This window comes from Bradyrhizobium sp. Mp19, assembly GCF_029952935.1.
GTDB classification, from domain to species: Bacteria; Pseudomonadota; Alphaproteobacteria; order Rhizobiales; family Xanthobacteraceae; genus Bradyrhizobium; species Bradyrhizobium elkanii.
Map to the genome: position 1 here is coordinate 34779 of NZ_JASAUT010000007.1, position 20393 is coordinate 55171.

The 20393-nt window shown below is 64.7% G+C and carries 20 protein-coding genes; 12 read left to right on the forward strand and 8 right to left on the reverse strand.

Annotation, left to right across the window (positions count from 1 at the left end):
- Window positions 1–136 precede the first annotated feature (136 nt).
- The 10 genes from QJT82_RS11185 (at window position 137) to QJT82_RS11230 (ending at window position 9518) form a co-directional block, all read left to right on the forward strand.
- The gene (locus QJT82_RS11185) at window positions 137–1690 is read left to right on the forward strand and encodes a long-chain fatty acid--CoA ligase (protein WP_028339607.1); all 1554 of its coding nucleotides are present in this window, start codon (window positions 137–139) and stop codon (window positions 1688–1690) included.
- A complete protein-coding gene (locus tag QJT82_RS11190) occupies window positions 1660–2763 on the forward strand; it encodes a phosphotransferase family protein (protein WP_155258386.1) in 1104 nt (367 codons plus the stop codon). The genes QJT82_RS11185 and QJT82_RS11190 overlap by 31 nt, the downstream gene beginning before the upstream one ends.
- Window positions 2760–3269 (forward strand): hypothetical protein, encoded by a 510-nt coding sequence (locus QJT82_RS11195; RefSeq protein WP_028339605.1) that lies wholly within the window; start codon window positions 2760–2762, stop codon window positions 3267–3269. Before QJT82_RS11190 ends, QJT82_RS11195 begins: the two co-directional genes overlap by 4 nt.
- A 188-nt stretch (window positions 3270–3457) precedes the next feature.
- Entirely contained in the window at window positions 3458–4717 is a 1260-nt protein-coding gene (locus QJT82_RS11200) for an aromatic ring-hydroxylating dioxygenase subunit alpha (RefSeq protein WP_028339604.1), read from the forward strand.
- Between the two features lie 29 nt (window positions 4718–4746).
- Window positions 4747–5214, forward strand: a complete 468-nt coding sequence (locus QJT82_RS11205; protein WP_245288670.1) for an aromatic-ring-hydroxylating dioxygenase subunit beta — start codon at window positions 4747–4749, stop codon at window positions 5212–5214.
- A 13-nt stretch (window positions 5215–5227) separates the two neighbouring features.
- Complete coding sequence (locus QJT82_RS11210) at window positions 5228–6022, forward strand: enoyl-CoA hydratase-related protein (RefSeq protein ID WP_028339602.1); 795 nt, start codon at window positions 5228–5230, stop codon at window positions 6020–6022.
- Between the two features lies 1 nt (window position 6023).
- The gene (locus QJT82_RS11215) at window positions 6024–6773 is read left to right on the forward strand and encodes an SDR family oxidoreductase (RefSeq protein WP_028339601.1); all 750 of its coding nucleotides are present in this window, start codon (window positions 6024–6026) and stop codon (window positions 6771–6773) included.
- A 1-nt stretch (window position 6774) separates the two neighbouring features.
- Window positions 6775–7710, forward strand: coding sequence for an alpha/beta hydrolase (locus QJT82_RS11220; RefSeq protein WP_035631123.1), 936 nt, complete (start codon window positions 6775–6777; stop codon window positions 7708–7710).
- Window positions 7707–8900, forward strand: a complete 1194-nt coding sequence (locus QJT82_RS11225) for an acyl-CoA dehydrogenase family protein (protein WP_080686670.1) — start codon at window positions 7707–7709, stop codon at window positions 8898–8900. Before QJT82_RS11220 ends, QJT82_RS11225 begins: the two co-directional genes overlap by 4 nt.
- A 141-nt stretch (window positions 8901–9041) precedes the next feature.
- Window positions 9042–9518, forward strand: coding sequence for a GNAT family N-acetyltransferase (locus tag QJT82_RS11230; protein WP_028339598.1), 477 nt, complete (start codon window positions 9042–9044; stop codon window positions 9516–9518).
- On the opposite strand, the gene QJT82_RS11235 is transcribed toward QJT82_RS11230, so the two are convergent.
- The 8 genes from QJT82_RS11235 to QJT82_RS11270 all read right to left on the reverse strand — a co-directional run bounded on the left by QJT82_RS11235 (window position 9515) and on the right by QJT82_RS11270 (window position 18470).
- Window positions 9515–10237 carry an NAD(P)H-dependent oxidoreductase gene (locus tag QJT82_RS11235; RefSeq protein ID WP_281446638.1) on the reverse strand — a complete coding sequence of 241 codons (723 nt, stop codon included), beginning with the start codon at window positions 10235–10237 and terminating at the stop codon, window positions 9515–9517. The two genes, QJT82_RS11230 and QJT82_RS11235, sit on opposite strands and share 4 nt — an antisense overlap.
- A gap of 227 nt (window positions 10238–10464) precedes the next feature.
- Complete coding sequence (locus QJT82_RS11240) at window positions 10465–11625, reverse strand: ABC transporter substrate-binding protein (protein WP_028339597.1); 1161 nt, start codon at window positions 11623–11625, stop codon at window positions 10465–10467.
- A 30-nt stretch (window positions 11626–11655) separates the two neighbouring features.
- A complete protein-coding gene (locus tag QJT82_RS11245; RefSeq protein WP_028339596.1) occupies window positions 11656–12702 on the reverse strand; it encodes a branched-chain amino acid ABC transporter permease in 1047 nt (348 codons plus the stop codon).
- The gene (locus tag QJT82_RS11250) at window positions 12702–13574 is read right to left on the reverse strand and encodes a branched-chain amino acid ABC transporter permease (RefSeq protein ID WP_028339595.1); all 873 of its coding nucleotides are present in this window, start codon (window positions 13572–13574) and stop codon (window positions 12702–12704) included. Before QJT82_RS11250 ends, QJT82_RS11245 begins: the two co-directional genes overlap by 1 nt.
- Entirely contained in the window at window positions 13575–15509 is a 1935-nt protein-coding gene (locus QJT82_RS11255) for an AMP-binding protein (RefSeq protein ID WP_028339594.1), read from the reverse strand.
- Window positions 15509–16303 (reverse strand): ABC transporter ATP-binding protein, encoded by a 795-nt coding sequence (locus QJT82_RS11260; RefSeq protein ID WP_028339593.1) that lies wholly within the window; start codon window positions 16301–16303, stop codon window positions 15509–15511. Before QJT82_RS11260 ends, QJT82_RS11255 begins: the two co-directional genes overlap by 1 nt.
- The gene (locus tag QJT82_RS11265; protein WP_028339592.1) at window positions 16300–17154 is read right to left on the reverse strand and encodes an ABC transporter ATP-binding protein; all 855 of its coding nucleotides are present in this window, start codon (window positions 17152–17154) and stop codon (window positions 16300–16302) included. Before QJT82_RS11265 ends, QJT82_RS11260 begins: the two co-directional genes overlap by 4 nt.
- A gap of 5 nt (window positions 17155–17159) precedes the next feature.
- Window positions 17160–18470 carry an FAD-dependent oxidoreductase gene (locus QJT82_RS11270; protein ID WP_245288669.1) on the reverse strand — a complete coding sequence of 437 codons (1311 nt, stop codon included), beginning with the start codon at window positions 18468–18470 and terminating at the stop codon, window positions 17160–17162.
- Window positions 18471–18718: 248 nt separating this feature from the next.
- On the opposite strand from QJT82_RS11270, the gene QJT82_RS11275 reads away from it, so the two are divergent.
- Complete coding sequence (locus QJT82_RS11275; protein ID WP_028339590.1) at window positions 18719–19354, forward strand: TetR/AcrR family transcriptional regulator; 636 nt, start codon at window positions 18719–18721, stop codon at window positions 19352–19354.
- Window positions 19355–19551: 197 nt separating this feature from the next.
- Window positions 19552–20067 carry a DUF417 family protein gene (locus tag QJT82_RS11280; protein ID WP_028339589.1) on the forward strand — a complete coding sequence of 172 codons (516 nt, stop codon included), beginning with the start codon at window positions 19552–19554 and terminating at the stop codon, window positions 20065–20067.
- Window positions 20068–20393 lie beyond the last annotated feature (326 nt).

Consider the following 20393-nt stretch of genomic DNA (forward strand, 5'->3'; position numbering starts at 1 on the left):
TACCCGTCGCGTCGGTTGTGCAATAATAGACCGTCTGTCCGGATTATCAACTGGAATCTCCGGGCGGCGTATCGGCTTCACGCGCGACGGAAACATCCGCGCGCGTGCGCGGCCGCATGGCGGTTGAGGAGGAAACATGAAGCTGACGCAGGCGCTGATCGCGGCGGTGCAATTGCGCAAGGACGCACCCGGCACCATCCATGCCGGACGGTCACGGAGTTGGAAGGAGATCGGCCGCCGCGTTGCCTGCGCCGCGGGCGGGTTGCGGCGGCTCGGCGTCGAGGCCGGCGACCGTGTCGCCATCCTCGCGCACAACAGCGACCTCTATATCGAGGCGCTCTATGCCATCGCCTGGGCGGGCGCGGTCGCGGTGCCGCTTAACACGCGCTGGGCAGTTGCCGAGAACGCCTATGCGATCGACGATTCCACGCCAAAGCTGCTGCTGGTCGACAAGACCTTCGCCGAAATCGCGTCGGCGCTGCGTGGTGCAAAATCGCTCACCGCGATGGTCTATCTGAACGAGGGACCGGTCCCCGACGGCATGCAGGGTTATGATGAGCTTGTTGCGAACGCGCCGATCGCGGATGCATCCGGCGCCTACAACGATCTCGCCGGCATCTTCTACACGGGCGGCACCACCGGATTTCCCAAGGGTGTGATGCTGTCGCACGCCAACATCATCTATGAATCGCTGGTCTGGATCTATGCGCTCCGTTTCCGCGAAGACACGCGGTATCTGCACTCGGCCGGCATGTTCCACCTGGCGGGCACCTCGCCGATGATCGCGCTGACCCTGGTCGGTGGCACGCACGTGACCATCGCGAAATTCGAACCCGAGCTCGCGATGAAGACCATCGCCGAGCACAAGGTGGATTACTGCCTGTTCGTGCCGACCATGCTCAACATGATGCTTAATCATCCGTCCTTCGGCACGTATGATCTGAGCAGCGTGAGGGATTGCGAATATGGCGCGTCGCCGATGCCGGATGCGCTGCTGGTCAAGCTGATGCGCGTGCTGCCGAGCTGGCGTTTCCATCAGGGCTACGGCATGACCGAGAGCGCGGCGCTGGCGACGATCCTGCCTTGGGAGTACCACGCGCTGGAAGGGCCGCTGGCGGGCAAGCGCAAATCGGCGGGACGGGCGGCGCCCGGCGTCGAAATCCGCATCATCGATCCCGCGGGCAACGAAGTACCGCGCGGCACCGTCGGCGAGATCGCGATCCGCGGCGCCGGCGTGATGCTCGGATACTGGCGCAAGCCCGAGGAAAGCGCCCGCGTGCTGCGCAACGGATGGCTGCACACCGGCGACGGCGCCTGGATGGACGAGGACGGGTTTGTCTATATCGTCGACCGACTGAAGGACATGATCGTCTCGGGCGGCGAGAACGTCTATTCCGGCGAGGTGGAGAACGCCATCTTCCAGCACGAGCACGTCAAGGAATGCGCCGTTATCGCGGTGCCCGATCCGCAATGGGGCGAGGCGGTACATGCGATCGTCGTGCCGAAGGACGGCAGGAGTCTCGATTCCGAAATGGTGATTGCGCACTGCCGCACCTTGATCGCCGGTTACAAGTGCCCGCGTTCTGTCGATATCCGCCTCGAGCCATTGCCGCTGACCGGCTCCGGCAAGATCATGAAGTCGGCGCTGCGCGAGGAGAAGTGGCAAGGCTATACGAGGTCGGTCAATTGATGCCGGAGGCTGCGAAACGATCCGATCAAGATGTGCCGGGTGATGTGCCGGCGCCTGTTCGCCCGATCGTGGTCAATGACGACGCGGTGCGGCCAGCACTCGTGCGGCATTTGTCGCGGATATCCGGGAGCCGGACGGAGATTGTCGGCTTCGGCCGCAAATCATCGGGTTTCTCCTGGATCACCTATGCGTTCGTGGCCCGCACTGCGGCTGAAGGCGACCGCAAACTGATCCTGCGCGTCGGTCCACCGAGCGGGCTGTTTGCGCCTTACTCGGTGCTGCCCCAGGTTTATGCGCTGCAGTCGCTGGCCGGCAGCGGCGTACCGGTGCCGGCGTTGGTGTCATCAGAGCAGGATGGCGCCGAGATCGGCTTTCCGTTCTTCATCTGCGCGCATGTCGAGGGCGATGTTCCTGCGCCCTGGGCGGCGAGCGAGCTCGATCCCGACCACAAGCGCGCGATCGCCCGGCAATTCGTCGAGATCCTCGCGTCGCTGCACCGGATCGACCCAGGCGCGACACCATTCGCTTCGCTGCAGCAGGGCGGGGAACGCGCCGAGCTGCGTGCGATCGCCGGCTGGCGCGCCTCTCTCGCGCGTCCCACTGCGCGCTATTACCCGCTGCTCGATTGGGGTGGACGCTGGCTGCACGACAACTGCCCGCAGCCGCCCCGCCGAACCATTGTGCATGGCGACTACCGGATCGGAAACTTCATCGAGCACCAGGGGCGGATCGCCGCCATTCTGGATTGGGAGCTGACTCATCTCGGCGATCCCCACGAGGATCTGGCATGGGCGCTGATGCCGACCTTCAATGCCAGGAGCCGCAAGCTCTATGGCGTGCTCGAGCGCGCGGAGGTGATCGATCTCTATCAGCGTGCCTCCGGCGTTGCCGTCTCGGACAAGAGTCTCGCCTTTTATGAGGCCTATGCGCTGTATCAGGCGGCCGCGATCCAGATGTGCGCGGTGCGCGCCTTCGAGGTCGATCGTTTCAACGACATGCGGCTTGCGGTGATGGCAAGCCAGATGCCCTCGATCGTGCGGGCCTTCGAGCGCGCATTGGAGGCCGCGGCATGAGTGCATCCTTCGAGCGGTTGATCGACGGCATCATCGATGCGCTGCAAAGCCATGTCGTGCCGAACAGCAGCGATGATTTCGTCCGCGGCCAGGTGTTCTCCGCGATCTACGCGCTGAACAGCATGAAGCTCGCCGCCGATTGGAAGGCCGCGCCGCTGCTCGAGCAGGTGCGCCTGCAGGACGATGCATTCGTGGCAGTCAAGCGATTGGCTGACGGCATGACGCATCCGGAGATTCCAGCGACGCCCCGCGTCCGGGGCGACATGTCCGACGCTGCCGCGATCGAGGCGCTGCGCGACGATGGCGACCGGCGGCTCGGGCAGCTTCTGCTCTGGGCGACCGGCGAGGGCACGCGTCTGGCCAATCGCAATGCCGCGACCGAGATCGAACGCCTGCTGCGGCGGGCGACCTGCGACCAGCTGAAGATCGAGCTCGCGACAACGCCGAAGTCGATGCTGCAGCAGATCGCAGGTGGCGAACGCGACGGTGGCGCGGCGCAGGACTGAGCCCGTCGCATCGCCGGCTACCCGGAATTGCATCTTTGCGCAGTGTTCCGGGAATCATTGGTAGCGCCGGGAAAGAAGCTTGCCGGCCCGCGGTGCCCGTGCTATTAATTCACCGAACGGTCGTTCGGATTATTATTGACCGTCGACGAAAACGTCGGCGGCAGGCGATCGGTGAGGGAGACGGAACGATGAACATGATGACCGGCGCCTCGCCATGGGAACGGTTGATCCGGCCCGACCGGGTGCACGGATCGCTCTACACCGATCCCGAGATCTTCGAGGCCGAGCTCAAGAACATCTGGTACCGGACCTGGGTCTATGTCGGGCACGAGAGCGAGGTGCCGAACGCCAACGACTACGTCGTCAAGTCGATCGGCCCGCAATCCGTGATCATGACGCGCGACGAGCAGGGCAAGGTCAATCTGCTGCTCAACCGCTGCTCGCATCGCGGCAACCAGGTCTGCTCCTATGAGCGCGGCAATGCCCGTTCGTTCACCTGTCCGTTCCATTCCTGGACCTTCGCCAATGACGGCCGCCTGGTCGGCTATGCCTTCCCGGACGGCTATGAGGGGCAGGACAAGTCGCAACTCGCGCTCGGGCGGGTGACGCGGGTCGCCTCCTATCGCGGCTTCGTGTTCGGCTCGTTCGCAGCCGACGGCCCGACGCTGAAGGAGCATCTCGGCGGCGCCGCCGAGACCATCGATCGCCTGGTGCGCACCTCGCCGGAGGGCGAGGTCGAGATCACGGCGGGCTTTCTCAAGCATCGCGTCAAGGCGAACTGGAAGTTCATCCTGGAGAACGAGTGCGACGGCTATCACCCGGCCTTCGTGCATACCTCGATCTTCGGTGTTGCCGACAGCATGATCGGCAAGCTCTATGGCGGTGCCTCGACCGCGCTGACGCGCGACTATGGCAACGGCCATACCGAGATCGACCTGCGGCCCGAGTTCCGCAAGCGCGATGCACCGATGAGCTGGTTCGGCACCAGCGAGGACCGGCTGCCCGACTACACGGCGCGCATGAAGGCCGCCCATGGCGACACCGCAGCGCGGGAGATCATGATCGACGGCACGCCGCATGTGATGATCTTCCCGAACCTGTTCATCGCCGAGATTCAGATGTTCGTGATCCAGCCGCTCGGCGTCGACGACAGCGTGCAGCACGTCACCGCGTTGCAGTTCAAGGGCGCGCCCGATCTGAACCGAAGGCTGCGCCAGCAGACCATGGGCTCGGTCGGCCCGGCCGGCTTCCTGCTGGCGGATGATTCCGAAATGTACGAGCGCTGCCATCGCGGCGTGCTGGCGCGCAATCCCGAGTGGATCTTCCTCGGCCGCGGCGAGAAGCGCGAGCGGCAGGACGAACTCGGCTTCACGGTCGGGCACGTCACCGACGAGGTGCCGTCGCGCGGGATCTGGACCCATTACCGCAAGCTGATGGAGCAGAACTGATGCTGTCTTGCGAGAGCAGCGCCACGTTGATGAGTGCCATCACCGCCTTCCTCTATCGCGAGGCGCGGTTGCAGGACGAGCATCAATACGAGGCCTGGGAAAAGCTCTGGACCGACGACGGCGTCTATTGGGTGCCGGCCAACGGCGCCGACATCGACCCGGAACGGCAGATGTCGATCATCTACGACAACCGCTCGCGGATCGCGCTGCGCGTCCGGCAGCTGATGACCGGCAAGCACTTCACCCAGACGCCGCAGTCGAACCTGCGCCGGCTGATCTCCAACATCGAATTGATGGACGAGCAGCCTGACGACGGCGACATGGCGGTCGCCAGCAACAGCCTCATTTTCGAATCGAGCCTGCGCGACGACACGCTGTGGGCGGCGCGCAATGAATACCGGCTACGCCATGTCGATGACGAATTGCGGATGGCCGCCAAGAAGGTCATCCTCGTCAACAACGACAAGGCGATCTATACGCTCTCGTTCCTGGTCTAGAGGAAAACGCGCCATGATCGACAAGGGCCCCGTTCTGCTCGACATCACCGACGGCATCGCGCGGCTGCGGCTCAACCGCCCTGATGCGGCCAACGGCATGAGCGCCGAGCTGCTCCGCGCCCTGTGCGACGCCATCATGGTCTGTCATGGTCATCCGGATCTGCGCGTCGTGCTGCTGAGCGGCGAGGGCACGAATTTCTGCGCCGGCGGCGACGTCCGCGCCTTTGCCTCCAAGGGCGAGAAGTTGCCGGACTATATCCGGCAGGCCACCGCCTATCTGCAGAATGCGGTGACTGGGCTGCTGCGGCTGGAGGCGCCGGTCATATCATCGGTGCAGGGCTTTGCGGCCGGCGGCGGCGGCTTCGGTCTGGTCTGCGCCTCCGACATCGTGATCGCGGCGGAATCGGCAAAATTCCTCGCCGGTGCGACGCGGGTGGCGATGGCGCCGGATGCCGGCGTCTCCGTCACGCTGTCGCGGCTGGTCGGCCTGCGGCGGGCGATGTCGATCCTGCTGACCAATCCGGTGATCCCGGCGGCCGAAGCGTTGCAGATGGGCATCGTCACCAAGGTCGTGCCCGATGCCGAGCTTGCCGAGGCATCGCTCGCGCTGGCGCGCGAGCTTGCGGCCGGCGCGCCAAAGGCGCTGGCGGCGACCAAGCGTCTGGTCTGGGCCGGTACCGGGACCAGCATCGAGCAGTGCCTGTCGGAAGAGGCGCGCACTGTCGCCGAACTCTCGGGGATGGCCGATGCACGCGAAGGCCTCGCCGCGGTGATCGAGCGGCGCCAGCCTGTATTCACGGGGCGCTGAGGTGGCGACCTTGCCATTCGGACGTCTCGATGGCCGCCGCGCCTTCGTCTCCGGCGGCGCGCGGGGCATCGGCGCCGCGATTGTTCGCAGTTTTGCCGGCGCAGGCGCCAGGGTCGTGATCGCCGATCTCGACGTCGCCGCGGCCTCGGAGCTGGCGCGCGAGACGGGTGCTGATGTTGCAGGATTAGACGTCAGCGATGCCATGGCCGTGCAGGCTGTGATGGCGCAGGATGGCCCATTCGACATTGTCGTCAACAATGCCGGCGTCGATCAGCACGCTTTCTTCACCGATACCACGGCGGAGGATTGGGCGCGGCTGATCGCGGTCAATCTCACCTCGGTGTTGGCCTGCACCCACGCCGCGCTGCCGGCGATGCAGGCGGCGCGCTTTGGCCGCATCATCAACGTCACCTCGGAAGCGGCTCGGCTCGGCTCAAAGGGCGGTGCGGTCTACTCCGCGGCCAAGGGCGGCGTGATCTCGTTCACCCGGAGCATCGCGCGGGAAAACGCACGCTATGGCATCACCGCGAACGCGATCGCGCCGGGACCGATCCGCACGCCGATGCTGGAGCAGGCCGTGGCAAAGGGCGGCGACAGGATCCTGCAAGCAATGACCGGCGCAACGCTGCTCGGCCGTCTCGGCGAGCCGGAGGAGGTCGCGGCTGCCGCGCTGTTCCTGGCTTCCGACCAGGCCGCCTATATCACCGGAGAGACGCTCGGCGTTTCCGGCGGCATGGGCATCGGTGGTTGAAATGGGCAGCGCGGACGACGATATCGCAATCACGCCGGTCGATCGCGCGATCGAGCGTTTGCGCGCGATCTATCGCGGCTGGACCCGTGATACGACCGTGGCGCAGATGCGCAGCGATTGGGACTTGGCTTTTGCCGGCTGCTCGGTGCCGGTGGCGCGCGAGCCCGTTTCCGCCGGCGGGGTCGACGGCGAATGGCTCGTGCCGACAGACGCGCCTCGCGACAAGGCGATCCTCTATTTTCACGGCGGCGGTTTCCGCATCGGCTCGGTCGCGTCGCATCGCGACCTGGCCGCACGGATTGCCGACGCATCCGGCTGCCGCGTGCTCTCGATCAATTATCGGCTGGCGCCGGAGCATCGTTTCCCCGCGGCGCTGGAGGATGCGCTGATTGCCTATCAGTATCTGCGCGACCAGGGGCTGGATCCGGCGAATATCGCCTTCGCCGGGGATTCGGCCGGCGGCAATCTCGTGCTGTGCACGATGCTGGCGGCGCGCGATCGCGGCCTGCCGCTGCCCGCCGCCGGCGCGCTGATGTCACCCTGGACCGATCTCACCGCGAGCGGCGCGAGCTATCAGAGCCGGGCCGAGGCCGATCCGATCCACCAGCGCGCGATGATCCTGGCGCTGGCGAAGAACTATCTCGGCAAGGACGGCGATGGCAGCGATCCCTTCGCCTCGCCGCTTTTTGCCGATCTCACCGGTCTGCCGCCGCTGCTGGTGCAGGTCGGCGACCGCGAGACCGTGCGCGACGATGCGACGGAACTGGCCGCACGGGCGAAGGCTGCCGGTATCGACGTCGAGCTGCAGGTGTGGGACGGCATGATCCACGTCTTCCAGATGTTCCCGGAGATTCCGCAGGCGCGAGAGGCGATCGCATCGCTGGCAGCTTTTCTGCGCAACCATCTTCACATCGGCCATGAGAGGGCGCCACAATGAACGTCATGACGTCGCATCCGCGCCAGCTCACTGAGACCGAGTTCCACTTTTCGGAGCAGCCCAATCTGCCCGAGGAGCTGCGCATGCTGCGCGAGCAGGTGCGCCGCTTTGTCGAGAAGGAAGTGGTGCCGCATGCCGAGGCGTGGGAGCGCGACGGCAAGATCCCGCGCGAGATCTATCGCCGCATGGGCGCGCTCGGCTTTCTCGGCATGCGCCACGCGGTCGAATATGGCGGCACCGACATGGGGCCGCTGGCCTCGATGGTGTTCGCCGAGGAGCTGGGGCGCTCCAGCTTCGGCGGCTTCACCTCGTCGATCCTCGTGCATACCGACATGTCGGCGGTGCACATCTCCTTGCGCGGCACGCCGGAGCAGAAGCAGAAGTATTTGCCGGCGATTATCCGCGGCGAGACGGTGTGCTCGATCGCGGTGACCGAGCCCGATGCGGGCTCCGACGTTGCAGGCTTGAAGACGCGGGCGCGGCGCGACGGCGATGTCTGGGTGATCAACGGCGCCAAGATGTTCATCACCAACGCGGTCTATGGCGACCTCCTGATCGTCGCCGCGCGGACCGATCCGCATGCCAAGGGCAGCCGCGGCATCTCGCTGTTCATCGTCGAGCGCAACACGCCGGGCATTTCGGCAACCAAGCTCGACAAGCATGGCTGGCTCTGCTCGGACACCGCCGAACTCGCGTTCCAGGACGTGCGCGTGCCGGCGGAGAACCTGCTCGGCGAGGAGAACAAGGGCTTCTATGGCATCATGGAGACCTTCCAGAACGAGCGCATCTGCATCGGCGGCATCTGCGCGGGGGAATCCGCCAAGGCGATCGAGCTGACGGCGAATTACGTGAAGACGCGGCGGGCGTTCGGCGGCCCGCTCTGGAATCAGCAGGGCGTGCGGCTGAAGCTCGCCCAGCTTGCCGCAAAGGCGGCGGCGGCGCGGGCGCTGGCCTATCAGGCCGCCGAACTCGCGGCGGCCGGGCAGGAGTGTCTGCGCGAGGTCTCGATGGTGAAGGCACTGTCGCCCGAGGTGCTGCATGAGGTCGTGCATGGCTGCCTGCAATTGCACGGCGGCTCAGGCTTCATGCGCGGCACCCCGATCGAGCGCATGGTGCGCGACGCGCGGGTGCTGACGATCGGCGGCGGTGCCACCGAGGTGATGCTGGAAGAAGTGGCGAAGCGGATGTGAACGCCTCGCCTGGAGCGGAAGCTGCCGACGCAGCCTTGTCCGCTCTTGCGATCGGTATCCTGGAGAGTGCGCGCGTGCGCAACCGGGCTTGAATTCTTGTGATCTCCGGCTATGTGATTGCGGCAGGGACTGGAGACGGCAATGACATGCAGCCGGATACGGCCAGCGCGCGTCGACGAAGCCGATGAACTGACCCAGATCGCGGTGCGCGCGACGATGCGCAGTGGTTATGACGACGCGGCCGTCGCTCGGTTCATGCCGGGACTGAAGGTCAATCCTGCGCTGATCGCGGCCGGACTGGTCTTTGTGGCCGAGGACGAGCAGGGCAGTCAGCGAGGCTACACGGCCTTGAGACCTACGGGCATGGGCGGCCTCATTCTGCTCGAAGGCATTTATGTCGATCCGACATGCGCGCGGAGCGGCTTTGGTACGCGGCTTTTCGAGACCGCAGTACAACTGTCGAGAAAGATGGCAGGAAGTGTCATCCTGATTTATTCGAGCCCACGCGCAGTCGAATTCTACGACCGTCTCGGCGCCATCAAGATCGGCATGACGCCTTTCGTATTTTCGCCCGAGATTCAATTGTCCATGTTCGCGTTCACGATACCTGCCTCTTAGCGTGAAGGCCGGACCTGGCCGACCGTTTGCGACATGATCCCCGGCTTCAGCCGCCAGTCCTCGCCGAAATCCGCGAGCGGATGGAAGAACAGCGGCTCGGTGGTCTCGAGCTGCCGCAGTCGCTCGGCGTAGCCGTCGAGATAGCGGTGCCGTGTGGCCTCGTCGACGAAATTCACCGAATACGACACAAACGGCGGCAGCACCTTGCAGCCGGCATAGGCGAGCATGCCGTTCTGGATCGGCCACAGCACCACATCGAGCGCGCCGACCAGCCCGTCGGGCGCGCACATGCCGGGATAGGCGGCGGTCGAGGTCACGACCATGGCGCGGCGGCCGCTGAGGCCGCCGGTGTCGTAGCGGCGGCCGCTGCCGTAAATTGCGCCGTTGACGAACACGCGGTCGATCCAGCCTTTCATGATGGCGGGGACGGAGAACCACCACAGCGGAAACTGCAGGATCAAGAGGTCGCACCACAGGAGCTTCTCGATCTCGGCGGCGATATCGCCGCTGAGCGCCCCGTGCTGCAGATTGTGTTTCTGCTCGCGGTCATATTGCAATCGGTCGGGAAACCGCCGCGCGCCAAAATCTTCGGCGGTCGCCACCGGGTTGAACCGCATGGCGTAGAGATCGGAGATCCTGACCGTATGCCCGAGCGTGGTCAGTTCCGCCACCGACCGCGCCAGCAGTGCAGCGTTGAACGACTGCAAGTCGGAGGCCAAGCGGTCTTAGGAAGACAAATATGTCTGGCAACTCCTTGGCTCACATATCGGAGGCCAAGCGGTCTTAGGAAGACAAATATGTCTGGCAACTCCTTGGCTCACAGAACGACATGGCTACGATCCGACTTACACTCTTCGCGTGGCGAGAGCCCCACCCGTATCGCATCTGCGATGCGATACGACCTCCCCCGCAAGCGGGAGAGGTGGAACGAGTTTGCGGAAGCTGTTCATTGCACCGGCTTGAAGCTGAGCGTCGCGGCGTCGGCCTGCATGATCTGCAGCTTCTGGTTGGAGAAGCGGACGCCGGGACCGAAGCTGATCGGCGCCATCACGCCGGTCTCGACGTTCCTGGTCTTCTCCAGCTCCGAGATCGTGCAGGCCCAGGTCGGCTGCTTGCCGCAGCGCTCGATTGCCGCGATCAAGACCTTCGCGGCGGCATAGCCGGTCATGGTGTAGCGGTTGATGCCCTTGAACTCGGCCTCCGACACCAGCGGCTTGGCCTTCTCGAGGAACGCCTTGCCCGCCTCGCCGGCGAACGGCTCGACATAGTCGACCGCGTAGATGCCGTCGCCGGCCGGGCCCATCAGCTTCAGCACCGGCTCGATCCGGCCGGGCCAGAAGATGCCGGTCACCGGCTTGATGTTCAATTTCTCGAGCTCCTTTGTCATCGCGATGTTCTCGGCGATGATGCCGCCGGCCAAAAACACCTCGGCGCCGGAATCCTTCAGCTGCAGCATGTCGGACGAAAAGTCCTGCTGGCCCTTCTTGTAGTTGCCGCTGTAGACGACGTTCAGCTTCTTGGCCTTGACCACGGAATCGAAGCCGTCGCGCACGGTGATGCCGTAATCGTCGTCCTGGGTGATCAGGCCCCATTTCTTGCCGGGGTTCTTGTCGGCGAGGAAGTTGACGAGGTGGATGATGCCCTCCTCGTAGGATTGGCCGACCACGAACACGTTCTTGCGCGGCGGCTCCCACAGGAATTTGACCGGCGCGACGTCGATCACGGTCGGGATGCCGGATTTCTCCAGCACCGGCATTACGGCGATCGACTGGCCCGAGCCGGAGATCCCGAGCACCGCAAAGACCTTGTCGACGTCGATCACCTTCTTGACGCCCTGGATGGTGCGCGCGGTGACGTAGCCGTCGTCCTCCAGCACATATTTGATCTTGCGGCCGTTGATGCCGCCGGCGGCATTGGCTTCGGCGATCGCGATCTTGTGGCCAATCGAGGCCGCGACACCGAGCAGCGCCGGCGGGCCGGTCAGCGGCTCGACGTCGCCGATCAGGATCTCGCTGTCGGTGATCCCGGGATCGGCGGCAGCGGCCGGGCCGACCGCAAGACAGGCCGTGGTGAGCAGCAGCGAGGCCGCTGCCAGGTGTTTGATCATTGTCTCCTCCTCATGGTGTTGCTTTTTTTGTTAGTAGCGCAGCGGCCAGTGCACCCAGGCCCGCCTGATGTCGTGCCAGGCGCCGACCAGCCCCCTCGGCTGGAAGCGGAGGAACAGGATGATGACGAGGCCGTAGAGCATGCTCTTCAGCTCCTGTGCGCCGGTCGTGAAGGTCGCGTCCATCTGTGCGCTGAACAGGCTGAAGATGATCCGTGTCGCCTCCGGCAGCAGCACGATCAGGATGGTGCCGAGCACCGCGCCGAGCGCGGAGCCGAGCCCGCCGACGATCAGGATCGCCAGCGCCTCGATCGAGAGCAGGAAGGGAAAACCCTCGACGCTGACGAAGGAGAGATAGATGCCGTACAGCGCGCCGGCGATGCCGGTGATGAACGCCGAGGTGATGAAGGCGAACAGCTTGTAGGCATGCAGGTTGATGCCCATGACGCGCGCCGCGGTGTCGTTGTCCCTGATCGCGACGAAGGCGCGGCCGACCCGGCTGCGGCGGATGTTGAGGGTGGCGAACAGCGTCAGCCCCGCGATGCCGAGGCAGAGATAGGTGAAGGCGGCATCGCTGTCGAAGCTGATGCCGAAGATCTCGGGCCGCTGCACCTGAATGCCGCGCGCGCCATTGGTGAGCCAGCGCATCTCCAGGATTACGGTGTTGATGATGAAGGAGAAGGCGAGCGTGGTGATGGCGAGGTAAAGTCCCTTGAGCCGCAGCGACGGCGCGCCGACGATCAGGCTCGCCAGCGCCGGCACCACGCCGGCGCCGAGGAAGCCGACCAACGGCGGCATGTGGTATTTCGAGACCAGCACCGCATAGGCATAGGCGCCGGTGACGAGGAAACCGACATGGCCGAGCGAGATCAGACCGGTGTAGCCGGTCAGGATGTTGAGGCCGAGCGCGCCGGTGACCGTGATCAGGATGATCATCAGGAACGACAGCGCGTAAGAGTTCAGAACATAAGGCGCTGCGATCAGCGCCAGCAGCAGCACGGCCGACCATAGCCACACCGGCGGGGAATCGATCAGCGCAACCAGTTCGCCGTAGCTCTGCTTGTAATCGCCGGTGCGCATCACACCCTCTCGATGTCGCGTTCGCCGAAGATGCCGAACGGGCGGATCATCAGCACGATGATGATCATGGCAAAGCCCGCGACCTCCTTCATGCCGGAGCCGATATAGCCGCCGGCCAGGTTTTCGGTGATCCCGATCAGCAGGCCGCCGAGGCCGGAGCCGAGCACGGCGTCGAGGCCGCCCAGGATGGTGGCCGGAAACGCTTTCAGCCCGAGCTGAAACATCGCCGGCGATAGATCATAGGACAGCGCGAAGAACACGCCGCCGATGCCGGCGATCACGGAGGAGGCGGCCCAGGCCAGCGCATGAACTCTTGTTGCGCTGATGCCCATCAGCAGCGCGGTGCGGTCGTCGGCTGCGACCGCCCGCATCGCGACCCCGACCTTGCTGTAGCGGAAGAACGCCCAGATCGCGGCAAGCAGCAGAAGCAGCGTCGCGATCACGGCAATCTGCCCGGTGCGCACGCCGATGCCGCCGAGATGCACGATGCCGCGGCCCATGCCGATATCGAGGCCGTGCGGGTAGGCGTCCCAGATGAAGTTGATGGCGGAGCGCAGGATCACGGCGAGCCCGATCGTCACCATCACGGTCGCGAATACCGGCTCGCCCAGCATCGGCCGCATCACGAGCCGCTCGATGATCAGCCCGAGCAGGATGGCGGCGAGAATCGAGCCCACCGCGACGACGAACACATTGCCGCTGACCGTGGTCGAGATCGTCCAGGCGATGTAAGCCGTGATCATGGTCATTTCGCCCTGCGCGAAATTGACCAGCCCGGTCGACTTGTAGATCACCGCGAAACCCATCGCGATCAGGCCGTAGATCGCGCCGATCGCGAGCCCCGAGATCAGCAGCTGGATGAGATACTGCATTCAGCCCTCCGCCCGGTAGATGATGGCGAGCTCGCGGGCGAACTTCTTCTCGATCATGGCGCGGCGTACCTTCTGGGTGGCGGTCAATTCGCCGTCGTCATGGTCGAGCTCCTTTTCCAGGATGGCGAATCGCCTGATGTTCTCGACCCGGGCGAACCGCTTGTTGGTCTCGTTGACGACGCGCTCGACCAGCTCATTCACTTCGGGAAGCTGCGACAGCGATTTGTAGTTGGTGTAGGCGAGCGCCCGGTCGCGCGCCCAGCGGCCGACATTGTCGTAGTCGACCTGGATGATGGCGCCGAGATACTTCTTGGCCTCGCCGACCACGATCGCTTCCTTGATGAACTCGGAATCCTTCAGCGCGTTCTCGATCTCGGATGGCGCGATGTTTTTGCCGCCGGCGGTGATGATGATCGCTTTCTTGCGGTCGACCACGGCGATCTCGCCATTGTCGAGGACATCGATGATGTCGCCGGTGCGCAGCCAGCCGCCGGGCTCCAGCGAGGCGGTCGAGGCTTTCTCGTCGAGGAAGTAGCCCTTGAAGACGCCCGGGTTGCGCAGCAGGATCTCGCCGTCGGTATCACACTTCCATTCGGTCTGCGGCAGCGGCACGCCGCAGCCGCCGATCCGGTGATGGTTTTCGGTCTGGATGAAGGCGACGCCGCCGCTTTCGGTGAGGCCGTAGCCCTGTGATACCGGGCGGCCGATGATGTCGAAGAAGCGCAGCGTCTCCGGCGAGATCGAGGCGCCGGCACAGAGCCGGTGCTGGCTGTAGGCGAAGCCGAGATGGCGCTGCAAATTGCGGAACATCAGGAGATAGAGCACCCCATAAGCCACGCGATCGAGCCAATTATCGTTGCCGGCCTGCCGGCGGTCGGACAGCGTGCGGCCCCAGGCGAGACAGGCCCTGGTGAAGCTCTGGCGCAGGCGACCGCTCTCGCCGAGGCGGAACAGAAAGCCCTGCTGCAGCTTTTCGTAGATGCGGGGAACGCCGACGAAGAAGGTCGGTGCGATCTCGCGGATGTTGATCGCGACCGTGTCGATCGACTCAGCAAAGGACACGGTGCCGCCGAGTACGAGATGGGTCACGGTGCCGTAGCAGCGCTCGGCGACGTGGCACAGCGGCAGATAGCTCACCGCCTCGAACGGCTTGTCGGCGATCCAGACGGTTTTGGCATAGGCATAGGCGGCGTAGACGAGATTGCGATGGGTCAGCATCGCGCCCTTGGGCGGGCCGGTTGTGCCCGAGGTGTAGACGAGGATGCAGACGTCGTCGGGCGCGCCCTGGCTGATCAGGCGGTCGAGCGTGGCGTCGGCCTCCGGGTTCTGCTGCGCGTAGGCCCTGCCGCGCTCGCACAATGCGGCGAACGACATCAGCTCCGATTGCCGGTAATGCCGCAGGCCCTTCATGTCGATGCAGACGATGGCCTCGAGGTCCGGCAGGCCGCCATTGCCCGCCATCGCATCCAGCACCTTGTCGGTCTGCTCCTGGTCGCCGGTGACGACGATGCGGGCACCCGAATGCTTGACGATATATTGCAGCTCGACCCAGGGGTTGGTCGGATAGATGCCGACCGCGACCGCGCCGATCATCTGCGCACCAAGATCGGCATAAAACCATTCCGGCGTGTTCTCGCCGGCGATGGCGATCCGGTCGCCCGGCTTGATGCCGAGCGAGAGCAGGCCGAGCGCCACCGCCCGCGCGGTGTCGTAATAGTGGCGCCAGGAATAGGGATTCCAGATGCCGTAATCCTTCTCGCGCAGTGCCAGCGCCTCGCCGTGCATGGTGGCGCGCTGCCGCAGCAATTGCGGGATGGTGATGGCCGCATCCGCAAGCGCGGTTTGGAACGCGTCGGCGCCGGTTACCGGCGGATTCCGCGGCGTGCTCGCTTGCAGCGGCGGATGAGCGGTGCGCAGGCTGTCCAGCGTCGACATCACGCGCCTGCCTTTGCCATCGCTTCAGTGCGCTGACCGCCGAGATAGGCCTCCGCGACCGCCGGATCGCGCCTGATCTCACCGGGCGTGCCTTCGGCGATCTTGCGGCCGAAATTCAGCACATGGACGCGGTCGGAGATGTCCATCACGATGCGCATCTCGTGCTCGATCATTACGACGGTAATGCCGAGCTCGTCGCGGATGTCGAGCACGAAGCGCGCGATGTCCTCGGTCTCCTCCTGGTTCATGCCGGAGACCATCTCGTCGAGCAGCAACAGCTTCGGCTCGCAGGCCAGCGCGCGGCCGAGCTCGACGCGCTTCTGCTGGCCGTAGGACAGCGTGCCGACCACAGCGTCCCTGATGTGCTCGATCTCGAGGAATTCGATGATGTGCTCGACACGCCGCCGTGCCGCGATTTCCTCCTTGCGGGTACGCCCGTAAAACCACACCGCATCGACCACGGTCGAGCGCAGATGGGTGTGGCGGCCGGTCAGGATGTTCTCGACCACGGTGCCGTGCTTGAACAGCGCGAGATTCTGGAAGGTGCGGCCGATACCGACCGCGGCGAATTTCCACGGCGAGATCGTTGAGAGGTCGATGCCGTCGAAGCTGATGCGGCCGCCGCTCGGCCGCAGCACGCCCGAGATCATGTTGAACAGCGTGGTCTTGCCGGCGCCGTTCGGACCGATCACGCTGCAGATCTCGCCGGGCGCGACGCGCAGGCTGACATCGGCGACTGCCTGCAGGCCGCCGAAGCGCTTTGACAGGTTCTCGACCGTGAGCAGCGCGGTCACGACAGCCACCGCTTGCGGCGCTTGTAATGCTTGACGTCGCGCAGGCTCTTGCGACCGGCGGAGGAGACGCCGAGATAGAATTCCTGGACGTCCTCGTGCGCGGTGAGCCTCGCTGCCGTGCCGTCGAGCACGACGCGGCCGGTCTCCAGGATGTAGCCGTAGTCGGCGATATCGAGTGCGCGCTGCGCGTTCTGCTCGACCAGCAGCACCGTCATCTTCAGTTCGTCGCGCAGCCGGACGATCACCTCGTAGATGCGGTCGATGATCAGTGGCGCGAGGCCGAGCGACGGCTCGTCGAGCGCCAGCAGCACGGGATTGGTCATCAACGCGCGGCCGATCGCGAGCATCTGCTGTTCGCCGCCGGACATGTAGCCGGCGATCTGGTCGCGCCGCTCATATAGCCGCGGAAACAGCGCGAACACCTTGTCGCGGCGCTCGCGCGCCTCGGCGCTGGTCCTGGTGTAGCCGCCCATTTGCAGGTTCTCGTCGATGGTGAGTGCCGCGAACACGCGGCGGCCCTCCGGCACCTGCACGATGCCTCGGCGGACCAGCTCGTCCGGCGCAAGGCGATGCACCTCGTCATTGCGGAAGCGGATGCTGCCGTTCTCGATCACGCCTTCCTCGGTATAGAGGATGCCGGACATCGCCTTCAGCAGCGTCGATTTGCCGGCGCCGTTGGAGCCAAGGAGGGCGACGATGCTGCCCTCGGGCACCGCGATCGAGACGTCGCGGATCGCCTCGATCGCATTGTCGTAGACGATCCGGATGTTGCGGAATTCGAGCAGGCAATCCTGCGCCGGCATGGCCCCTGGCGCTGCTTGCGGCATCGGATGCGGGATGGTCGTCGGCATCGGGCTCAGACCCGGCCGGCCGATAAGCGCGGACGCGCGGCGAGGATGGCATCGGTGACGAGCTTCGCGGTCTCGGCGCAAGCTTGCGTGCCGCCATTGCCATATTGCTTCACCGCGTCGCCGACGCACCACAGGCCCTCGATGCCGGTCTCGCGCGGCAGATCGTAGCCGGCGCAGCTGCGTTGCGCCGGCCAGTCGTCGCGCATCACCCGGATCGACAGGATCCTGGCCTGGTCAAAATTCGCGAACTGTTCGCGCAGGTCCTCGAGCGCGAGCGCGACCTCCGCGTCCGCATCGAAATCGCCGAGCGCGGGCACCGGCACGGCATAGGCGACGTAGAGGTGCCAGCCGGGCGGCGCCAATTCCGGACAAGTGGCAGAGAGGTTGGCCATGTTGCAGAGCCGGCGCGTCTTGCCGAAGGTGACGATGCCGGGATGATTGATCAGTGGCTCGCGGCTCGCGACATTGATGACGATGTTGGCGGCCGGGCGAAGGTCGTTCTTCACCCGGGCGATATAATCCGCCGGGAACGCCTCGCTGCCGGCAAGCGCGACCGTGGCCTTTGGCCCGGCATTGCTGATCACGAGATCGGTGTCGATCTGTACCCGCTCGCCATTCCTGAGCACGGTGACGCCCTCGACGCGGCCGTTGGCGGTGTGGATCGTCGTCGCCGGCGTTCCGAGCCAGATGTCGCCATTGCGCCTGACAGCGTTGCCGAGACTATTCCAGACCCCGATCGTGCCCTGCGGGCAAAAGCCGAATTTCTTGAAGGCACCCTTGCTGGTGAAATAAGTGAGGAAGGCGCGGGCCGGCAGCTCGGCGGCGTTGCAGGCGAAGATCGCCGCGCAGAGATTGCGGAACAGCGCGTGAACCGTGGCGTTGCTGGTGTAGCCCTTCAGCCAGTCTTCGGTCGATTGCCGCCCGTCGGGCAGATTGCCGGAGCGGGCGTCGGCGAATTTCTCCAGGATGCGCGAGGCCTGCTTGGTCAGTTGGCCGAGCAGCAGCGACCAGCCGCCGCGGCCGACATCGATCACCTTGCCGTCGATGAAGAACGAGCTTGCGGGCTCCGGCGCGCGGATGTCGAGCGGAGCGCCGACGGTGTGGAAGGTTTCCTCGAACACGCCACCGAACTCGATCGCGATCGCCCCGATATTGACCTTGAAGCCGTCGATCTCCTCGGTCGAGGCGCGGCCGCCGAGCCGGTCCTTGTCGTCGACGACGAGCGTATGCAGCCCGCCATGGGCAAGGCGCGCCGCGGCGCACAGCCCGCCGGCACCGGCTCCGATCACGACAGCATCGATCCTCTGAGAATCCACGCACAACCTCCCTCGATGCCGCCGGGTTTGGTCCCGGCGTGCGCAATCCGCTTGCTTGATGGAAGGCAGTCTAATATAATCCGACCGGTCGTTCAAATTATTTTTTGACGCAGGTCGCGTCATCAAGGGCGATAAGAGTTCTGGTGGATGGTGCCCGCAAAGGGGAGGAGAGCGTGCGGCGGCGGTAGTATAGAGAGATGGCAGTCGCCCGATTCCGGCGGCGCCGATGGTGCATGAAAGAGACGGCAATGGCGCGGACGCGCTCAGAGAATTACAACGAGATTCACCGGAACATTCTCACCACCGCCTGCGGCCTGTTCGCGCGGCAGGGCTATATGCGTGCCTCGATCGCCGACCTTGCGGATGCCTGCAAGCTGTCGCGCGGCGCGCTGTACCATTATTTCGATTCCAAGGAAGCGATCCTGTTCGCGATCCTCGACGCCCATATCCGCGAGATGATCATCGACGTCGAGGCCGCAATGGCCGAAAAGGCGACGACGCTGGAGCAGTTCCGCGCCGCGATCCAGGCCATCGTCGCGCTGAATGCGCGTTCGAGCGACGAGCAGCGCGTGATCCTCAACGACCTCTCGTTCCTCGGCGAGACCGAGCAGGATGCGATCAAGGCGCTGGAGCGCCAGTTGGTCGACACGGTCTCGGATCTGCTGGTCAAGCTCGACAAGGAAGGCAAGATCGTCAAGCGGACCAAGAAGATCTACAGCATGATGCTGTTCGGTATCCTGAACTTCAGCCACACTTGGTACGATCCGAAGGGCGGGATCGATCCAGGGGAGTTCGCCGACATGGTGGTGGACCTGTTCCTGTACGGCTTCACCATGCCGGTGCCGGCAAAGGACGCCGCGCGGCCGCTGCGCCAGCGCGCCTGAGGCCGATGCGGCGCACTTTGCGGCTTCGCGCCGAAGGCATCTCTCGCATCGATTATTCCTCATCTCGTCTGCACATCATCGTGAAGGCCGAGACGTTGTCCCGCGCGTAACGCCTGTGCGGCGCGCTGCGTAGACCAGCCGACAAGCACCGCAACAGCGGCTGATGATGGCATCGCAGCGAGGGAAGATACATCCACATGAATCTGTCGTTCAACATCGCCGAACGGGGCGAGGGGTCTTATCGAGCGCTCGCGATCCTGCGCTGGGTCATGGTCGTGATCTTCGTGTCGTTCGGCATGCAGAAATTCACGCTGCAATCGGCGCAAGGCATCGCGCAGTTCATCAGCAACAGCCCGTTCATCTCGTGGCTGTCGGTGTTCGGTCTCCGGGGCGAGGCCTACGTGCTCGGGGTGGCCGAGTTCGGCATTGCGGCACTGCTCGTCGCCGGCGCGTTCAGCCCGCTTCTCTCGGCGATCGGCGCGCTGATGGGCGTCATCACCTTCGCAGTGACGTGGTCGTTCTTCTTCACGACGCCGGGGGTGGTCAAATGGAGCCTGTCGACCGATCCGATGGCCTGGAACCTGGCCGGCGAGTTCCTGTTCAAGGACATCGTGCTGCTGTGCGTCTGCCTCGTGCTGCTGTTGGCGTCGCTGCCGCGGTCGATCGTCCGCGCGCGCGCCACACAGGCCTCGCGCGGCGCGATCGATGGTTAATCGATGTTTAACGAAGCATTGCGCGCATCCGGCATCTGGAACAGGACATTTCGTCGCGGACGACTATGTCTTGAAAATCGAATCCAATCGGCTTATGCAACCTTCGATTGACGAATTGTTGCTAGGACGAAACGTCCCCGGTTGGGAGCGGAATGTGACGAAGTCAGAAATATCCTCGGCCCGATCGGCAAGCGCCGATCTTGCCTTTTCGTCGAAGCCCACTCCCGTCATTTTCAAACGTCCCGCATTTTTTAGTTCGATTGCAGTTCCCGCACCGTGGCTGGAGTGGGAGGGCGGTCGCGATCGCGGCTTCCGGAAGTGACCAC